Annotated in this window: 13 protein-coding genes and 1 pseudogene; 5 read left to right on the forward strand and 9 right to left on the reverse strand. The window is 44.5% G+C overall.

The genetic code is table 11. The features are described 5' to 3' along the window. Nucleotides 1-313, forward strand: a pseudogene (locus FN815_RS18970) (IS110 family transposase); the annotation flags it as partial. A 284-nt stretch (nucleotides 314-597) separates the two neighbouring features. Here the strand turns inward: FN815_RS18970 and FN815_RS15520 are convergent. The 5 genes from FN815_RS15520 to FN815_RS15545 all read right to left on the reverse strand — a co-directional run bounded on the left by FN815_RS15520 (nucleotide 598) and on the right by FN815_RS15545 (nucleotide 8,511). Then, on the reverse strand, nucleotides 598-1,683 hold the full coding sequence (locus FN815_RS15520; RefSeq protein ID WP_142455575.1) for a TolB family protein: 1,086 nt from the start codon (nucleotides 1,681-1,683) through the stop codon (nucleotides 598-600). 488 nt (nucleotides 1,684-2,171) lie between these two features. Further along, the gene (locus FN815_RS15530) at nucleotides 2,172-4,655 is read right to left on the reverse strand and encodes a TonB-dependent receptor (RefSeq protein WP_142455576.1); all 2,484 of its coding nucleotides are present in this window, start codon (nucleotides 4,653-4,655) and stop codon (nucleotides 2,172-2,174) included. Next, entirely contained in the window at nucleotides 4,636-6,006 is a 1,371-nt protein-coding gene (locus FN815_RS15535; protein ID WP_142455577.1) for an HTTM domain-containing protein, read from the reverse strand. Before FN815_RS15535 ends, FN815_RS15530 begins: the two co-directional genes overlap by 20 nt. Before the next feature lie 153 nt (nucleotides 6,007-6,159). Continuing rightward, nucleotides 6,160-7,269 carry an imelysin family protein gene (locus FN815_RS15540; RefSeq protein WP_142455578.1) on the reverse strand — a complete coding sequence of 370 codons (1,110 nt, stop codon included), beginning with the start codon at nucleotides 7,267-7,269 and terminating at the stop codon, nucleotides 6,160-6,162. Between the two features lie 72 nt (nucleotides 7,270-7,341). After that, complete coding sequence (locus tag FN815_RS15545; RefSeq protein WP_246075325.1) at nucleotides 7,342-8,511, reverse strand: DUF4856 domain-containing protein; 1,170 nt, start codon at nucleotides 8,509-8,511, stop codon at nucleotides 7,342-7,344. A 329-nt stretch (nucleotides 8,512-8,840) separates the two neighbouring features. Between FN815_RS15545 and FN815_RS15550 the strand changes: the two genes are divergently transcribed. Further along, the gene (locus tag FN815_RS15550) at nucleotides 8,841-9,272 is read left to right on the forward strand and encodes a sll1863 family stress response protein (protein ID WP_142455580.1); all 432 of its coding nucleotides are present in this window, start codon (nucleotides 8,841-8,843) and stop codon (nucleotides 9,270-9,272) included. An 8-nt stretch (nucleotides 9,273-9,280) separates the two neighbouring features. On the opposite strand, the gene FN815_RS15555 is transcribed toward FN815_RS15550, so the two are convergent. Continuing rightward, nucleotides 9,281-10,780 carry a hypothetical protein gene (locus FN815_RS15555; protein ID WP_142455581.1) on the reverse strand — a complete coding sequence of 500 codons (1,500 nt, stop codon included), beginning with the start codon at nucleotides 10,778-10,780 and terminating at the stop codon, nucleotides 9,281-9,283. Nucleotides 10,781-11,460: 680 nt separating this feature from the next. Between FN815_RS15555 and FN815_RS15560 the strand changes: the two genes are divergently transcribed. Beyond that, on the forward strand, nucleotides 11,461-11,829 hold the full coding sequence (locus FN815_RS15560) for a carboxymuconolactone decarboxylase family protein (RefSeq protein WP_142455582.1): 369 nt from the start codon (nucleotides 11,461-11,463) through the stop codon (nucleotides 11,827-11,829). Nucleotides 11,830-11,848: 19 nt separating this feature from the next. Here FN815_RS15560 and FN815_RS15565 read toward each other — a convergent pair whose 3' ends face one another. The 3 genes from FN815_RS15565 to FN815_RS15575 form a co-directional block, all read right to left on the reverse strand. Then, nucleotides 11,849-12,196, reverse strand: a complete 348-nt coding sequence (locus tag FN815_RS15565) for a HepT-like ribonuclease domain-containing protein (protein ID WP_142455583.1) — start codon at nucleotides 12,194-12,196, stop codon at nucleotides 11,849-11,851. Next, on the reverse strand, nucleotides 12,186-12,473 hold the full coding sequence (locus FN815_RS15570) for a nucleotidyltransferase family protein (protein ID WP_142455584.1): 288 nt from the start codon (nucleotides 12,471-12,473) through the stop codon (nucleotides 12,186-12,188). Before FN815_RS15570 ends, FN815_RS15565 begins: the two co-directional genes overlap by 11 nt. 99 nt (nucleotides 12,474-12,572) lie before the next feature. Next, nucleotides 12,573-13,394, reverse strand: coding sequence for an NAD-dependent epimerase/dehydratase family protein (locus FN815_RS15575; RefSeq protein WP_142455585.1), 822 nt, complete (start codon nucleotides 13,392-13,394; stop codon nucleotides 12,573-12,575). 196 nt (nucleotides 13,395-13,590) lie between these two features. On the opposite strand from FN815_RS15575, the gene hemH reads away from it, so the two are divergent. Both hemH and hemG read left to right on the forward strand, forming a co-directional pair. Next, entirely contained in the window at nucleotides 13,591-14,661 is a 1,071-nt protein-coding gene (hemH, locus tag FN815_RS15580) for a ferrochelatase (RefSeq protein ID WP_142455586.1), read from the forward strand. 66 nt (nucleotides 14,662-14,727) lie between these two features. Next, nucleotides 14,728-16,068 carry a protoporphyrinogen oxidase gene (gene hemG, locus FN815_RS15585; RefSeq protein WP_142455587.1) on the forward strand — a complete coding sequence of 447 codons (1,341 nt, stop codon included), beginning with the start codon at nucleotides 14,728-14,730 and terminating at the stop codon, nucleotides 16,066-16,068. Nucleotides 16,069-16,297 lie beyond the last annotated feature (229 nt).

The following is a 16,297-nucleotide window of genomic DNA, read 5'->3' on the forward strand; positions in this document are numbered from 1 at the left end:
CGGGAAACCGAAAATTTCCAAACAGGGCTCCAAATATATTCGTCGGGCAATGTTTATGCCGGCGGGTGTAGTGGTGCGAATGGGAAAAGGGCCCATGTATGAGTTATATGAGCGGTTGGTGGGTACCCATAACATTAAGATGAAGGGGCATGTGGCGGTCCAGAAAAAACTCTTAACCTATATGTACACCCTGTGGAATAACGGGCAGATATATGATCCGCAGGTGATCAAAACCCACCAAGCCACCCATAAAAAAAGTAGCCCTGCCGAAGGCAAGGCTACTGTAGATACATCACATGCAAAAGCATCATGATGTTCTTTGAAGTCATAAAAATAGAAGTTTCTCTTGATTTTTAACACAGTACCTGACGATTAAAGAAGTGCGGCCTTTATGCTTTAACAACGCTGGCATATGTGTACGGTCCGTACACTTCAAAATAAAAAACTACCCGTAACGTGTTTACCGGTTAGAAGATCACATGTAAAAGAAAATCCTTAAAGCGATTTATTAACCGACTAGTGTCCCGAATAACTCGGGGCGGTAGGCTGGGGGATATTGACAACCGGTAAACGCATTACCCTCAATTAAAAGCACATCTATTCCACCCAGTCGGCAACAAAAACATTAGTAGAGCGGGTGCCACCATTGTTACGGTTTGATGAAAACACAATCTTTTTGCCGTCGGGAGAAAACATCGGGAAGGAATCAAACATGGCATCAAAAGTAATTTGCTCAAGACCGGTGCCATCCACATTAATCATGAAAATATTGAAGGGAAATCCCCGGCTGGATTGGTGATTGGAGGAGAATACAATTTTCTCGCCGGAAGGATGGAAGTAGGGCGCCCAGTTTGCGTTGCCTAATTCTGTGATTTGTTGAAGTCCGGTTCCTTCCACATTCACTATGAAAAGCTCCATGTTGGTGGGTTCTACCAATCCCTGTTCCAACAGGTTTTTGTATTTGGTGATTTCTTCTTCGGTTTCAGGCCGGGAGGCACGGAAGACCAATTGAGTACCGTCAGGTGAGAAAAAGGCTCCGCCGTCATATCCTAATTCATCAGTAATTTGAATAACATTTGAGCCATCGGTATCCATGATGTACAGTTCCAGATCCCCGCTGCGGTCAGAGGTAAACACAATTTTATCGCCTTGGGGTGATACAGTGGGTTCAGCATCGTAGCCGGGTTCATCGGTAAGTTTGGCGATGATGTTGCCGTCCATATCCGCTTTGTAAATATCATAGGTATCGTACACAGGCCAAACATAAGCTCCTCCGGCGCCGCGTTCGGGAGGAGTGGGGCATTCCGGCCCAGATGCATGGGTAGAGGAGTAAACAAAGGTAGAATCACCCGGCAGAAAATAAGAACAGGTGGTGCGGCCGTTGCCTGTACTGATCATAGGCGATTCAAAGCCGGGTTCTTTAGACGAGATATCCATGGTGAAAATCTGGTCACATTCCACGCCCCACTCGGGGTTGTTGGATTGAAAAATGAGTTCTTCACTGTCGTAGCTCCAATACGCTTCGGCATTATCACCTCCGAAAGTTAGTTGCCGTACATTTTGAAGGTGTACCTCTTGCTCGTATTTGAGTGTATCATTGGCTGGATTGTAGGTTTCTTTTGGGGATTCTGAGGTACAGGAGATAGCAATTAGCAATAACAGTGGGACAGCAATGTATTTCATGAATAATGGGATTGGGATATCAATTGAGAAAATAAAGATAACGAAAATCACGCAGGCTCCGAGAGGTTTTTTGTAAGGAAAGGGGGTGAAATCGCTCTTACCTCTAATCAACTATCATAAATCTATTATGGAATATTGGAGAAAATCGATTCGGTTAGATGGTTGGGATTACAGATACCCATGGTATTATTTTATCACCATATGCACCAAAAACCGGGTTCATTATTTTGGAGAAATCCCATGGGATTTCCCCACAGAATAGAAGGGAATTTGGAAAACCCAAACCGGGATCATTATCTGTTATTCTAAATCAATATAAGGGAGCAGTTAAAAGATGGTGCAATCAAAACAATTATGAATTTGTGTGGCAATCCCGGTTCCATGATCACATCATCCGGAATTACAAGGCATTGCATAATATCAGGGAATACATCAAGATGAATCCTGAAAACTGGTAAACGGACTCAGAGTAATAGGTCAGACATAAATCAGTTCCCAATCCTCAATTGCAAGGTCACATAAAAGGTACGGGGCGGGGAGGGAATGATGCCCGGGCCGGGGTAACCGGTAGCACGACGTGTGAAATACCAGTCATCCAGCACATTATTAATACCGGATTCAAGGCTAAAGTTTTTCCAAGAATAAGAGGCCGATACATCCAGTACATCATAAGCGGGAATCTCGCCGCGTATACCGCTTTGGTTGTCACGGGGATTTTGGCGGGCATTGGAGGCATCGGTATACTGGCTGGATACATAGGTGTATTGCAGACTCGCCAACAGGTTTTTGTAGCCGAAGGTTACTCCTGTTTTTAGGTTGATGAGGGGCACAAATTCTACATCATTTCCTTCCACACCGGGGATTTCAGAATCCAAATATTCGGATTGGGTGAGCGCAGTGTTGAGGAAAAGACTGAATTTTAGATCTTTGCGGTTGTTGCCCATCAAAGGCAGCATATTCGTTTCTATTAGACTCTCAATCCCGTACATAAAAGCCCGACCAATATTTCCGCGAAAGCGTACTACCCGACCGGTTTCTTCCTGTTCGCCTTCAGCATTGACACGGGTTTCAGCACGTAGCACTTCACCAATGCGATTATCGTACATCAACCCAAAGCCGCCAATATCATACGATATAGCGCTTCCCAATTGACCACGAAGACCGAAGTCGGTGGTGAATCCGCTTTCGTCGGTGATGTCAGAATCTACCTGGAAAGTGGGGTTTACAATGCGGATGTCGTTAAAAGTTACCGAGCGGTAATTCTGTGAAAAGTTGCCGTAAAACTCTGTATTGGTATTGGGTAGGTAGCTCAATCCGGCCCCAAGCAGTACGAAGCTACGTTCGAACTTACGATTATCCTCAAAGGTTTGGTTTTGGATGGGGTTCCCGGCGAGATCAAAATTGACACGCTTGAAAGTGCCTATGCTTTGGGTTTTGATGTACTCAAACCGGAAGCCCGGAGTGATGGAAAGGTTGTCTTTCAGGTAAAAAATGTTCTCTCCGAAGAAAGCCACATTCTGGTTGGGAAAGGTGAAGTCAGACTGGTTGGGGTAGTCTGGGAACTGAGAATCTGCCAGTGAAAAGTCTGCCCTAGAACTGGCTGATCCGGGACCTTGAACGGATGCATTTTCAGAATCATAATATTTGGCACCAACCAGGAAAACAGAATTTTTGGAGCCAATGGTATACCGGTTTAAAAAACGGATTTCTGTTCCCCAGTTGTTGAAGTCGCCAAGGATGAGATCCCGGGGGGCATCCAGGTCATCCTGCTGGGAAACCCTGTTGGTTCGGAAACCCACGGATTTACGGGAGGCATCCAGCCCAAAAGCCATCACACTGAGACGCGTTTTGTAGGAGAACCGGTGCTCAAGTTTCAGGGAAGCGAGTTTCCAGTTTACTTCGAACCAGTTGCGGGTGCGATTGCTGACCGTGGGATCGCGATAGAACTGGGCATCCGTCAAGCCGCCGGGCTGCTGGGCGAGATAATACAAGTACGTAAAATCGCCGCTCAGGGTAGTGTTTTCACCGAGCTGGTAATCGGTGTAGAAATAAAGGTTTTGGGATTCAAAATCAGAATTGGGACGAAATCCATCCCCGCGTTTATAGTTGAAAAAGCTGTAGTAACCGAGCTTGCCGGTCGTTCCGCTCAGGCTGTTGAAGGAGGTGAAAAGTGCATTGGAACCGGTGGCCTGACGTGACACCAGCTCAATATTTTTATCCCGGGCCGGTTTTTTCATCCTGAAATTTACCAGTCCGCCAAACTGGGTGCCGTATTGCAGGGAGGCGGCCCCGCGAATCACCTGTATTTCTTCGAGTCCTTCGGCGGTAGGGGTGTAGTAACTTTCGGGGTAGCCAAGGACATCAGCGCTGATGTCGTAGCCGTTTTGACGGATGTTGAAGTTGGAGGAACGGTTGGGATCAAGTCCGCGCCCGCCGATGTTGAGCTGCAGCCCCGCATCATTGGATTCGAAAATGTTGAGGCCTGCAATTTGTCCGTAGATTTGCCGGGCATTGTTGGCAGAGGTGTTTACCACCATCTGATCCAGGTCAATCACTTCGTTCTTTTTGCCGGCATAGATGGAGGTGCCTTCAACCTCACGCATTCGTTTGATAGCAAAAATCTGCTCACGCTGATCAATCACCGCTACTTCCGACATTTCCCGGTTCAGCTTTTCCATGCCGATGCGAAGTTCTACATCTTCATCTTCTACAACTACCGGTCGGTTTATAACCTCAAAGCCCAGCTCAAAAATATAGAACACATAAGTGCCGGAGGGCAGGTTTTTGATCTCAAAATAGCCGTCTTTATTGGTGATAAAAGATTTGCCGGCTTTATTATCGTAAATCTCTACCCCTTCCATAGGCTGGCCGGTTTCCTGGCTGGTGATGTAGCCGGAAATTCGGAACTGAGCGAGGGCGTTCATCCCCATCAACCCAAATAATAAAAACAGACTAAAGGCCTTTAATCTCATCGTTGAAGGGGTGTATCCAGTTTCGGTGTTTTAATGAAGGTTCTATTTCGGTCAGGTCTACATCGGGATCAACATAAGGCCGGCTTCGGCGTCCATTCAAGGCTACGTAGCTTTCTACATAAATCTCAGGATTTTCAATGCCTTGCTGTTGATAGTGATCTTTCAGAAAATGAGCATATTCCAGGATAAAATCGGGTTGGGTAGACATCTGTTTTTCCTGGAAGCGAGTTAGAAATTGGGTGTTATCCACATAAAAACGTTGTCCGTTTTCCGGGTTTACCACTTTGAAATTGGCATAGCCGGCTTTCTCCATCAGCATCACCCGCCAGGAGAAACGATAGCCTTCTTCGGTCCAGAATAGTTCCCCCGGATACAACATATATCGAAAAGGGAGCAGAAGCTGCAGCACGAAAAAAGCGGTGATGATGCCCATGGATCCCTTTCGCTGCCAGGCTTTTGGAAATTGGTAGATACGGCTATTATCAAACAATGATTTACTGATATTGAACCACCCGGAAATTTTGGACAGGATGCGGTTGTGCAGATTGGCATCAAAAAAGATGAGTGCACTGCCAATCATGATGTAGGGAAACATCCCAATGGGGAATAAAACTCTGGTGAGTACATGAAATATCACTACAAAAATAAAAGCAAAGGGACGCGTTTTGCGGTAGAGCAGCAAAAAGGGAATGGAAAGATCATAGAGGGCGCCCGACCAGGCAAAGGCATAATGGACCCAGGTTTGCTGCAGCAAATCTCCCAGTAAGGGAATGGAATATTTGGCAGGCAGCCAGATTTGCAGCGGCATGGCTTCAAGCAGCCAATCGGAATTCAGTTTGGCCAGCCCGGCATAGAAATAGACGATGCAGATCAGGAGTTTGATGGCATCGATGGACCAGGCAGGAACTTCCTGCGAGCGCAATTTTTCATCCCGCCACGCATCGACGGAATAGTAGGTGTGGGCCGGCAAGAAAATCATCAGGAAACTGAGGATGCTGATGAAATAGTAATGGTTCAGGTAGGTGGTTTTGTCCATCAGCTCGATGTAGCTAAAGCTGAGGAAAAACAGGATGATGGATATCCGGTATTTAAAACCCAGAGCAACAAAAAGAGCAGATAATCCACAGATTATGAAAATGAGATAGGTCCAGCCACCTAAGGGCTGAACCCATTTAAATCCGTAGTAAGAAAAGAAGAATTGCGGTTCAATATACAGCTTGTAAATCCAGCCGTAAGCGGCAAAACGGATGATACTTATTAGCATCAGCAGCCCAAACAAAATCCGGAGAACGGCAAGGGGCGCCGCATTTTTGGTGCCGGAAAGATATGAGCGTAAGGATGAAGTATTCACACTTTGCAGTGGTTGTTGGTTGATTTGTTAATGGTTGAGTGGGTATCCAAGGTATTATTTCTGATCTTATTTACTAATAAACCCTTAACAAATAACGGAATAAATTTTCTGTTTTTAAGAACATATTAACTCATACTATCAGCACAAAGCACATTAATCCCCGTCGGCGTCCACATAATCTACATTGATATTTAGGGCCTGCAGCATATCCACTTTCATAAACACCACGTTTCTCTGGAGCTCATCATAAGTTGATAGCATCAATGAATTATCAGATTCAACTTGAGCCGCGAAGTCAGGGTTCAAGTTCTCTGCTTCACTGCGGGCGCTGTCAAACTGTGTGTTGATAAGAGTGGCAAGACCACTTCCTTCTTTATCAATTTCCAAATATTCCAGGTAATCATCCAGGCTTTGGCCGTTTTGATCGCTATTGAAATGGGTACCATTGAAAAAATTGATGCTTGCCGTCAGGGCTTCGTTGAAAAGAGCCTTAGAAAAATCATCGCTGTAATAAGCTTCTACATGTCCGCTTAGGGGAGATCCTGAAAACACACCGGCCGGTATGCCAATTTTGCCAGCGCGGAGATGTTTCTCGTAGTAATAGATGTAGTCGTTTACCATCATGTCGAGTGAGGCATTGGCATCGTTGCCTGTATTGCTTACAAACTCATCCCGGTAGCCTGAGGTCCAGTGGTTCAGTACTTCCTTAGTGAGGCTGTCAATGCGCTGGCTTAGGTCAACCAGGTAAGTGCGATATCCTTCAGCATTGGTATTAGTAGTGTAATAGTTAAGAATTTCTGCATCGTTTTCTCCAAGGCCATACAGTAGGTAATCCAAAGCAGGAAAGCCCTGACTGTCTAAAAGGGAGGGTAGTGCAAGATTATATTCTCCGGATTCAATACTACCTTCAATTTCATCCGTATCGGTAGGATAAATATTCAGGTTATTCCGGTAATTCAGTTCCATGGCTTTGCCCATCTCAAACATGGAAACGTGCTGAAAAGCGAGGTACGATTCTTTCCAGGCCTCGCGAAGTGCCGTCAGGTTTTGCGGAGAAGGTGTTTCAGAAAACGCCTCGGCTTGAACCTGAAGTTCAGCGGTGGTTTCAGCGAAATGGGTAAAACCGGGGATGATAAGATTATTTGCCCAATTTTCAAGAATCGCTTGTCGGTCAAAATCATCTGCATTTGGACCAGAGGGGGCGTTATTGGTACATCCCCAAACCACGAATACGGTTAATAATAGAAGTGAAAATTTCTTCATGATAGCAGGTTTGTAAAATGAAAAAAGCTGACAGTCTGCTAAGACTGTCAGCGTAACACATAAAAAGTTTATTTAGTTGGATGCCGCTTCTTGAATGGTAAACTCAAATTTCACGGCTATTTGTGCTGATATTTCGTCCAGCGTAGAGGGCTCAACATCCCAGAGACCGTTTTCGCCATCACTTAGTAGTTGTGTGAGCAGTCCTTGTACTTCACTACTGGTTAAGTAAGGCTGGTCGGAGCCGGCAACGCGGGTAAATTGCAGGCTGTAAATAAAACCGTAACCCTCGGATAATGAATGAAAAGCAGCTCCGAGATCTCCGGCCTCCATTTGTCGTTTACCAGCCTGCAGGTAATACACGGCGCGAATACCAATAATATTTGAAACAGCTTCGCGGATGATGTTTGCCTGTTCGTCGCGGATATCATATTCGCCAGCTACAATAGCGGCACGTCCTTTTTTGAAGGCATTGTAAATGTCTTCGTCAATAGATTCGAAATCCTCATCATTGGCTACCCGGGCGGTATATTTGTTGAGAAAAATGTCGTCCTCGCCAATGGTTGCATTGGGGGTAGCTGGATCAGCAGCGGTGCCATAGATATATCCATAAGCTTCATCCCATTTGTGCTCCATGGTCGTATAGTTGGAACCTTCTGCGGTTTCCCCGGCGGTGTTCTCTTCCCGGTTTGTGCTTTCATCCAGTACTGAAGTACTTAGGTAGTTATTGAGCATCTGGTCCACCATAAGGGCGCCAATCAGGCCCTTGGCTACCATTTGGTTGTACTCGAGTCCTTGGGCGTTGATGTACCGTGCGCTGGTGCCATCCACAATTTGTCCGGGCACTCCTGGTTCTGCTTGCTGATTCCAGTTAGGGAATACTTCATTAACCTGTCCGCTCATCCAGGTTTCAAAGTCATTCTTAAGTTCGGCACTTAAGGTTGCATTGGATGCAAAATAATCGCGGGAGGCAGCTACTTTACTTTTTATGCTTTTGGATGATTCGTTAAGGGCTGCTTCAGAAAATGGGTCGACATCAGAACCGTCTTCTGACAGGTTGCGATACATTCTCAGGAGATCTTGTTCGGTTGTTTGCTCAGGAGCAGACATAGCCTCGAAAAGCTCAGTGCCCATTTTGATGCGGGTGGTTTGCCCGGAAAAAGAGACGGTGGATTCGCCGTTTCGGGTAAATTCATAGGTTGCAGGTTCATCCAATTGCACATCATTATTGGAATCGCAGGACATAAAAAACCCCGTTATAAGGGCTATAACAATCAGGTGGTTAAGCTTCATTTTACTTGCTGAATAGTTGTTCTTGGTTGGTCTAACTTATTTAGATCAAGTCTAAGTTAAGAACTGTTTGCAGGCTTGTCAAAGCTTATTTGTAACAAATCTAAATTAAAGTAACTTTTGCTGCATGAAAATTCCTCTCTTGTCTTGTTGAGAAGACGGTAGCTATTGGTGTTGGGTTTTCTGTCTAAGATTTGGTGTAATGAAAAAGGGATTAAAAATTGGAACATTCACAATTGGAGCCTATTCAAGGAGGATAGAAACATCAATAAAAAACTAAATCCATGACATATAGAATAATTGCAATTCTGTTAGCAGGAATGACTTTCATTTTTACCGCTTGCTCTGAAGATACCAAGCAGCAAGCTCAAGAGATGAATAAAGAAGTTGAGCAAACCGTTGAATCCGCTACACAGGATATGGAACAAACCAAAGAAGAATTCATAGCTGAAGCAGAAGAGACGCTGGAAAACCTGAACGAGGATATCGAAGAAGCGGAAGAAGCGCTTAAGGATAAATCAGAAGAAGCTCGTGAAAATGCTGAGGAGCAAATCGAAGAGCTGAAAGGTGAGCGTGATACCTTCAAAGAAAATCTTGCCGAACTGAAAGAGTCTGGAGCAGACCAATGGGAAGATATGAAGGATGAAATGAATGACGGGCTTGAAAATCTCAAAGATGAGTATAACGAAATGCTTGAAGAGCTTGAGATTGGGTAACTAGCTCGTTAGTCGGTTTGTCTTGGGGAGACCATTTCCATGGCTTGCCCCAGGACATTTTTACCGATTTTGAAGAAACGCTCCTGATGGCCCATAGCCAGAAAACGGAGTACATGGCGTAATTCGCTTAACAATTTAGGTGGATTAGATATGAGGGAGTCTTCCGAAACTACTTCATCCCAGTTGATCGGGTGTTCAAAATCTACTCCTGCTCTCGCCATAGTTTTTAGATATACATTCGCCATAAGTCCATACCCGATGGTAGTAGGATGTAAGCCATCGAGGCTAAATATCCCGCCTTTGTAGATTTTTTTATTCTCATCCAGCCGTAAATAATCCGTAGTCAGATGTACCTCTCCATTCTCATCTACTAAATGCGCAGTGCTTTCCTTATTTTTCAACGCCTTAGCCAATCCCCGTGGCAAATCTCGAACCAATTCTCCCCCAAGCCGACGACGTGCCAGGCCGGCAACATTCTTGGCCATGGGCACCACGTGCCAGCCATATTCATCCGCCACTTTTTTTATGATGTGATTGTATTCATCCATGGTCGCATCCAGTTCCATAGCCTGCTCTTTAGTAAGAAAGGCATGCTTTTCGGGATCAAAATCTTCATCCCAAATCCAGAAGCGGGTGTAGTAATCAAAGTAGCCCTCATGTTTCTCAGACAGGTCAGAATTGACTCCGCGTATCACCGGTGGAATGGTTACATAGGGCAGGGTGGGGACGAACACCCGCTTTGCACCTAGCGCACTAATTTTGTGAGCCAGTTTCCGGTATTGTTGCTCAAAGTGTTCCGGCCGGTACACGGTATGTTTGCGCTGACCGGGAAAAACTTCAAGGTTATCATCCTCCGTCCATATGATTTTTAAATCGGTGATGGCGGCAATCATATTATTATGACCGAGGCAAACAATCAGGTTATCTATGCCGCCGTCGTCAGCAAGGGCCTGGGCGTTATCAATCTGTGAGCGTGTTTCCAGTTCTTCTTTTAAAGGAGGATTTAAAACCAGTCGGGCTGTGGTGAATTTGGCATGCTCGGGGAGCATATCAAAAACCGTAAACCGTTCGGGATTATTCTGAATGTGTTCCCGGCTGTTCCGCTCATTTACTACCCAGCTGTCACTGATATTAAATCCCCAAACCGATTGGTTGTGAAAAGGGGTGTCGCGTTCTACAGATAAATCTTTAAGGCCGCCTTCCCAGTATTTCTTGATGCGTTTAAGGGTCTTAACCGTATAACCAGCCGCGGGCAGTAGTTCTTTCCAGTTAACCTCATCCCCAAATTCTTCACTTAAACCACGAACCAGCATTTCCAGGTTAAGAGGGATGCCAGTTTGGGCAGTAAAACTGGGCTGATCAAACCGGGGTTTGGGTTCAAAACACCGGTGCAACAAGGCGGGAAAGTTGATATCGGTTCGATAAATTCCCCCGTTGTTAAATCCTTGGGAAAGGCTGTCTCCAATTACAACCAATTTGTGTTTTGCTTCTTTTTTATTCCAGAACATCTTTTTTCACTAAATCATGAAAGCATAAAAAGATAACCAAGTGCAGGACGATTCAAAACGGGATTATATAGGAAAAGGTTATCGAGCGGCGATTTATGAAGAATCCCGTCAGCGGTAACCGAATGTAGCTACACGGCTTTAGTATGCTGTCGGCCTTAGTGTGTTTGCAGACCTGTCAGGTTTTGATTCCAATCCATGCGTTCAAGGCACGTTTCTATAAAACCTGACAGGTCTTTACCCATCACTTTGACTTTGACATAACATTGGCCCGTGGTTAAAAAGGCGAACTACAAAGCAAAGTCCCTACGGGACGACCTACTGGCTGGCATTATTGGGACATTCCTCACGGAATTTGTCTTTTGTAGGGCTAAATACCACGGAGTGAACTCCGTGGCTACATTCGGTAGTCCTTAACAGGACTATTTCTCAGATCTTTCCAGTCTCTGTCTCTCTCAAGTTTACAAAGATCATAGAGAAAACCTGCCAAGAAATAGAAATAGACTTTCATGAAAATTGCTATTAGCGGCAAGAACCTGTGTCCCTTAGGAGGGACCGAAAAATCAACTTGTTGATTTTGCAGGGAGGGCAGTTAGCAATCAAATTCTTCCATCCCTTCTCCAAAAACTCCCTATTTTATGGTTCGTTATTTAGCGGAAAACAATGGACAAACAAACACCCCTATGTCAGACAAAAACCGGTTAGAACAATTCAGAGAACAGCGTGAAATCCAAAATGAAAAAGTGATGGATTTAGATCACCTTGGCATCAAACGCTTCTTCAATATGGATACCAACACGTACCGCGATGGCGCGCTGCCTAAGCAAACCAAAGAGCTGCTGGGCTTGGTAGCATCGGCGGTGCTGCGCTGTAATGATTGTATCGATTATCACCTGGAGCAATGCGCTAAAACCGGCTCAACCAAAGCTGAAATTGTGGATGCGCTAAATGTGGCTTTAATTGTTGGCGGAAGTATTGTAATCCCGCATCTGCGCCATGCCACCGAAACCTTGGAGATACTGGAAGAGGAAGGGAGTTTAAAGGTTGAATGAAATGAATGTTGGAGCTACTCTAAAAATGGTGTTTCAGAATCTCATGAATCTGTTCTTTAAGTTTGGGCAAATCATTTTGTGCTACCTCCCATACAATTCTCTCGTCAACCCCAAAATATTCATGAATTAAGATATTTCTGATGCCAATTATCTCTTTCCAGGAAACCTTAGGGTAAGATTCTTTAATTGCGGAGCTTATGTGATTCGATGATTCCCCAATAATTTCTATTTGTTTTACGGTGGCATACTTTTTCATAGAATCTGATGCAAAACTATCAAAGGAATCATTTTCAATGTATGATTCAATCTCAGCGATCGCATCTAAAATATGTTTTAATCTTGCTTTATCACCCGAACTACCTTTCATAAATCAGCTCTTTTTTTCGTTCCACTTCCGGAAGAATATATTTTGATAAAGATCGGGCGGTCACTAAATCAACCTTACTATTTAAGAGCTCTTCGAGTTCTAATTGCATTCGCACAAACTTGAGTCCTATAGGTTGACTATGATCAAGTTCTACCAAAATATCTATATCGCTGTTTTGTGCAGATGTCCCGTTAGCGTGAGATCCAAACAAGTACGCCTTAAGAACTGGCTTATCTTTAAAAAAGCCTCTGATCTTATTTTTAAGAATTGCATCCATATGAATTCATTTTATAGAATGTAATAAAAATGAATATTGTAGAATAGGTAGTTTTATAGCTGTAATCTCAAAACTGACTAAACGACTCTTTCAGAATGTTCAAATTTTGGGCGAAAACTCCATTGGATCAGGATGAACAAATTCAAAGTTAAAGGTATCCATTAATTTTTGGGGTGATACCACTTTTCCATCGGCTCCTCCATCCTGATATACCGGTGGCTCTAAATTCAGTTTTTTTGCCATGGCCGGATAAATCTTCTTTTTAGCAGGATGTTCAGGGCTGCACACATTAAATATTTCACCATGGACATTCTCTTCAATCATTAGCTCAGTGGCCCGGATGATGTCTTCGCGATGAACCAAATTAACCGGGGCATCTCCGTTTTTCAGCTCCGTTTTGCCCGCAAGGTAGGTGATAGGATGGCGGTCATCTCCACACAAACCGGTTAATCGCAAAATAACGGCTTCAGGCATTTGGGCCCGGAGCTCTCCTTCTGCAGCTAAAATAGCGTGATCATTTGCCGCATCCGGAGTAGCATCCTCTTCCGTTTTAACGCCGGTAGCGTCTCTACCATACACACTGCTGGAACTATACATCAGCACTTGTGCGTTATCATCACCCAAAACCCGGGCAAGCTGTGCAATGGCTTTCGGATAGTGACTGCGATCGCCCTGCCGGCTGCCCGGAGAGATTGAAACCACTACAGTGTCGGCCTCGGGAAGCGTAATGTCGGAAGGGTCATTAGCAGGAAGTTCAAGTTGAACGGGTTCTATGGAGTGCTCTCTCAAATCAGGAAAATTGGATTGAGAACGAGTGGTTCCAAAAACTGTGTACCCTTTATAATTAAGATACTGGCCCAGTTTTTTCCCGGTCCATCCGCAACCAATAATTAATACCGCCTTGGTTTTATCTGATTTCATACTTTATTCACATTCATTGGAGTTCTTTCTTGGTCACTAAAGAAATGATTAGGTGGTCGAATACCAAAAATTTACCCTTTGGATTTCCTTTATTAACCTGATTGCATCTAAAGATATGCAGCCAAAATGATAAAAGGTTAGTTTTGGACGGTATATTTTAAAGCCAAAGGCGCTCAATAAAACAGAACATTCTGATATGGAAAAACAATCAAAGACAGGCATTTTATTAGTTAATTTAGGGTCACCGGACAGCTATGAGCCGGCAGACCTGAAAGTATATCTGAGAGAATTTTTAACGGATAAGCGGGTCATTGATTTACCTACGCCTCTGCGCAAATTTATAGTAGAAGGAATGATTTTACCTTTTCGTCCCAAAGAGTCTGCTGAGGCTTATGAGCTTATCTGGTGGGATGAAGGGTCGCCGCTTATTGTGATTACCCAGCGTGTGATCGACAAGCTACAAAAACGCCTGGGAGACCATGTTCCGGTATCCATGGGAATGCGCTATGGCAATCCCTCTATCGAAGCAGGCTTTGACGATTTGATGGAGAAAAGTCCCGATTTGGAAGAGGTATTTGTGATTCCTTTGTATCCCCAATATGCCATGGCTACTACCGAAACGGTTATTGAAAAGGCCAAAGAAGTGTGGCTGGAGAAATATCCCAATCTAAATGTGAAGTTTAAAGAGGCTTTTTACGATGATCCCCTGTATGTGAAAGCGTTGGGCGAAAGCATTAAGCCGTATATCGAAGAGCATGATGATATTGATCACTTGCTATTTTCTTATCACGGAGTTCCTGAGCGTCAAATCAAAAAGCGGGATATTACCGGAGATCATTGCCTGAAATGCGAAGATTGCTGTAATGTGAACTCTCCGGCACACACGTTTTGCTACCGCCATCAGGACCTCATGACCACCAAAAATGCAGCCGAGTACCTGGATCTCGACAATAAAAAATTCACCTACAGTTCATCTTTCCAATCTAAGTTGGGCATCGATCCCTGGTTGACCCCTGCCACCGATGCCGAGCTGGTTCGCCTGGCCGAAGAGGAGGGGGCTAAAAAGGTAGCCGTGTGCTGCCCGGCCTTCATCTCTGATTGTATCGAGACGCTGGAGGAAATCGGGATTCGCGGTAAAGAAGATTTTGTAGAAGCTGGCGGGGATGATTTGATTTTGATCCCTTGCGTAAACGATAGCGATCTTTGGATTGATGCACTTGAAAACTGGTGTGGAGAGCTGTTGGAGCCGGCGGAGCAGATTACCTGATTTCTTGATACTGATGAACCTGTTGGATAGAAATTGGTATTTAATTGAAATAGTTGGGTCAAAGGAATGAAAAAGCAGGAAGACCATGTAGAAGTGTTGGTTTTGGGCGGAGGGATCTCCGGACTGGCAACGGCATGGTATCTTCAGAAAGCAGGTATTTCTTTTAAGCTCATAGAGAAAGAAGCTGAAACGGGAGGGGTGATTTCCTCAGTTCGGCTAAAGGATACCGTGCTCGATTTTGGCCCCAATTCCCTGCGCGACCGTGATGGTTCTATTCGAAAGCTGGCGGAAGAAGTCGGGATATCCGATGATATCATCCAGATTTCAGAGGCTTTTAAAACGCGTTTCATTGTTCGGGATGGTAAACTTCAGGAACTCATTCCTTCACCCAAAACACTGTTTACCACGAAGGTACTTTCAGGTAAAGCAAAGTGGCGGTTACTGGCAGAACCTTTTATGGGAAAAGGGAAGGCAGGTGACGAAAGTGTAGGGACATTTCTAGAACGTCGAATCGGGAGAGAAGCTGTAGACTATCTTGTTGATCCGGTTTTTTCCGGAATTTATGCCGGGGATGTGTATCGGATGAGCAAGAATCAGATTCTACCCAAACTGGCTCAAAATGAACAACAATTTGGATCTCTGCTAATGGGAGCCTTTCGTTCCGAAAAGAAAAAAAGTGAGGTTAAACCGATGGTACTCACTTTTCGAAATGGTATTCAGCAATTAACGAATGCCATGGAGCAGCGTCTTGGTGATGGTATTGCACATGAGAGCGTCACTGGAATCATCAAGTCAAATGATGGATTTGAGGTTCAAACCAATTCCGGAAGTTGGCAGGCTAAACAAATAGTATCCTGTTTGCCGGCTTATGTATTGGCTGACTTATTGAGTGAGGAAGAGGAAGATGTCGCAAATCAGCTATCAGAAATCCCTTATTCTCCCATGCTTTCTACTCAGCTAATTTTTGACAAAAATGATGTGGAGCTCTCGGCCTCAGGTTTTGGTTTTCTCATTCCACGAAAAGAAAATATTCGATTATTGGGTGCTATCTGGAAATCAAGCATCTTCCCGGAACTGAGTGGTGAGGATAAATTGCATTTCACGCTGATGACCGGGGGCGCTCATGATCCTCAGATTTTAGATGAGCCGGTTGAAAAGGTTGAAGAGCAAGTGCTGAGAGAGTTCAAAGCATTAACAGGGATTGAGGCAGAACCCGAGATCATAAAATCAAAATTGTGGGAGAAAGCCATTCCTCAGTTTGAAGTGGGATATCAGTCTGTGCTCGACAAAATAGATGAGGCAGAAAAAGACAATCCGGGCTTACATATAGGGGGAAACTTTCGGTGGGGCGTATCAGTACCTGATTGCGTTGCCGGTGGTAGGGAATTGGTTGCCAGTATGAAGTAATACACGGAACACGGTTTACGCTGATCTGGCGAATGTCAGTAGATACATTTTTCTTTTCCCAAGATCTTTTGAAGTTGCACTTCAAAAGCCAAGTACATAAAGGCTGAGCCTTGTCTGTCTTAACCATAGGTCAGATTCACTTATCCTCCTTATCACTGCAACAAAGAAATCAATTTCAGCTCAACCCGTATAATCCTTGATCTATTCGAGGCCAAGGCTTGGTGAACGT

Origin of the sequence: Gracilimonas mengyeensis, assembly GCF_900182705.1 — a bacterium.
Taxonomy (GTDB): domain Bacteria; phylum Bacteroidota; class Rhodothermia; order Balneolales; family Balneolaceae; genus Gracilimonas; species Gracilimonas mengyeensis.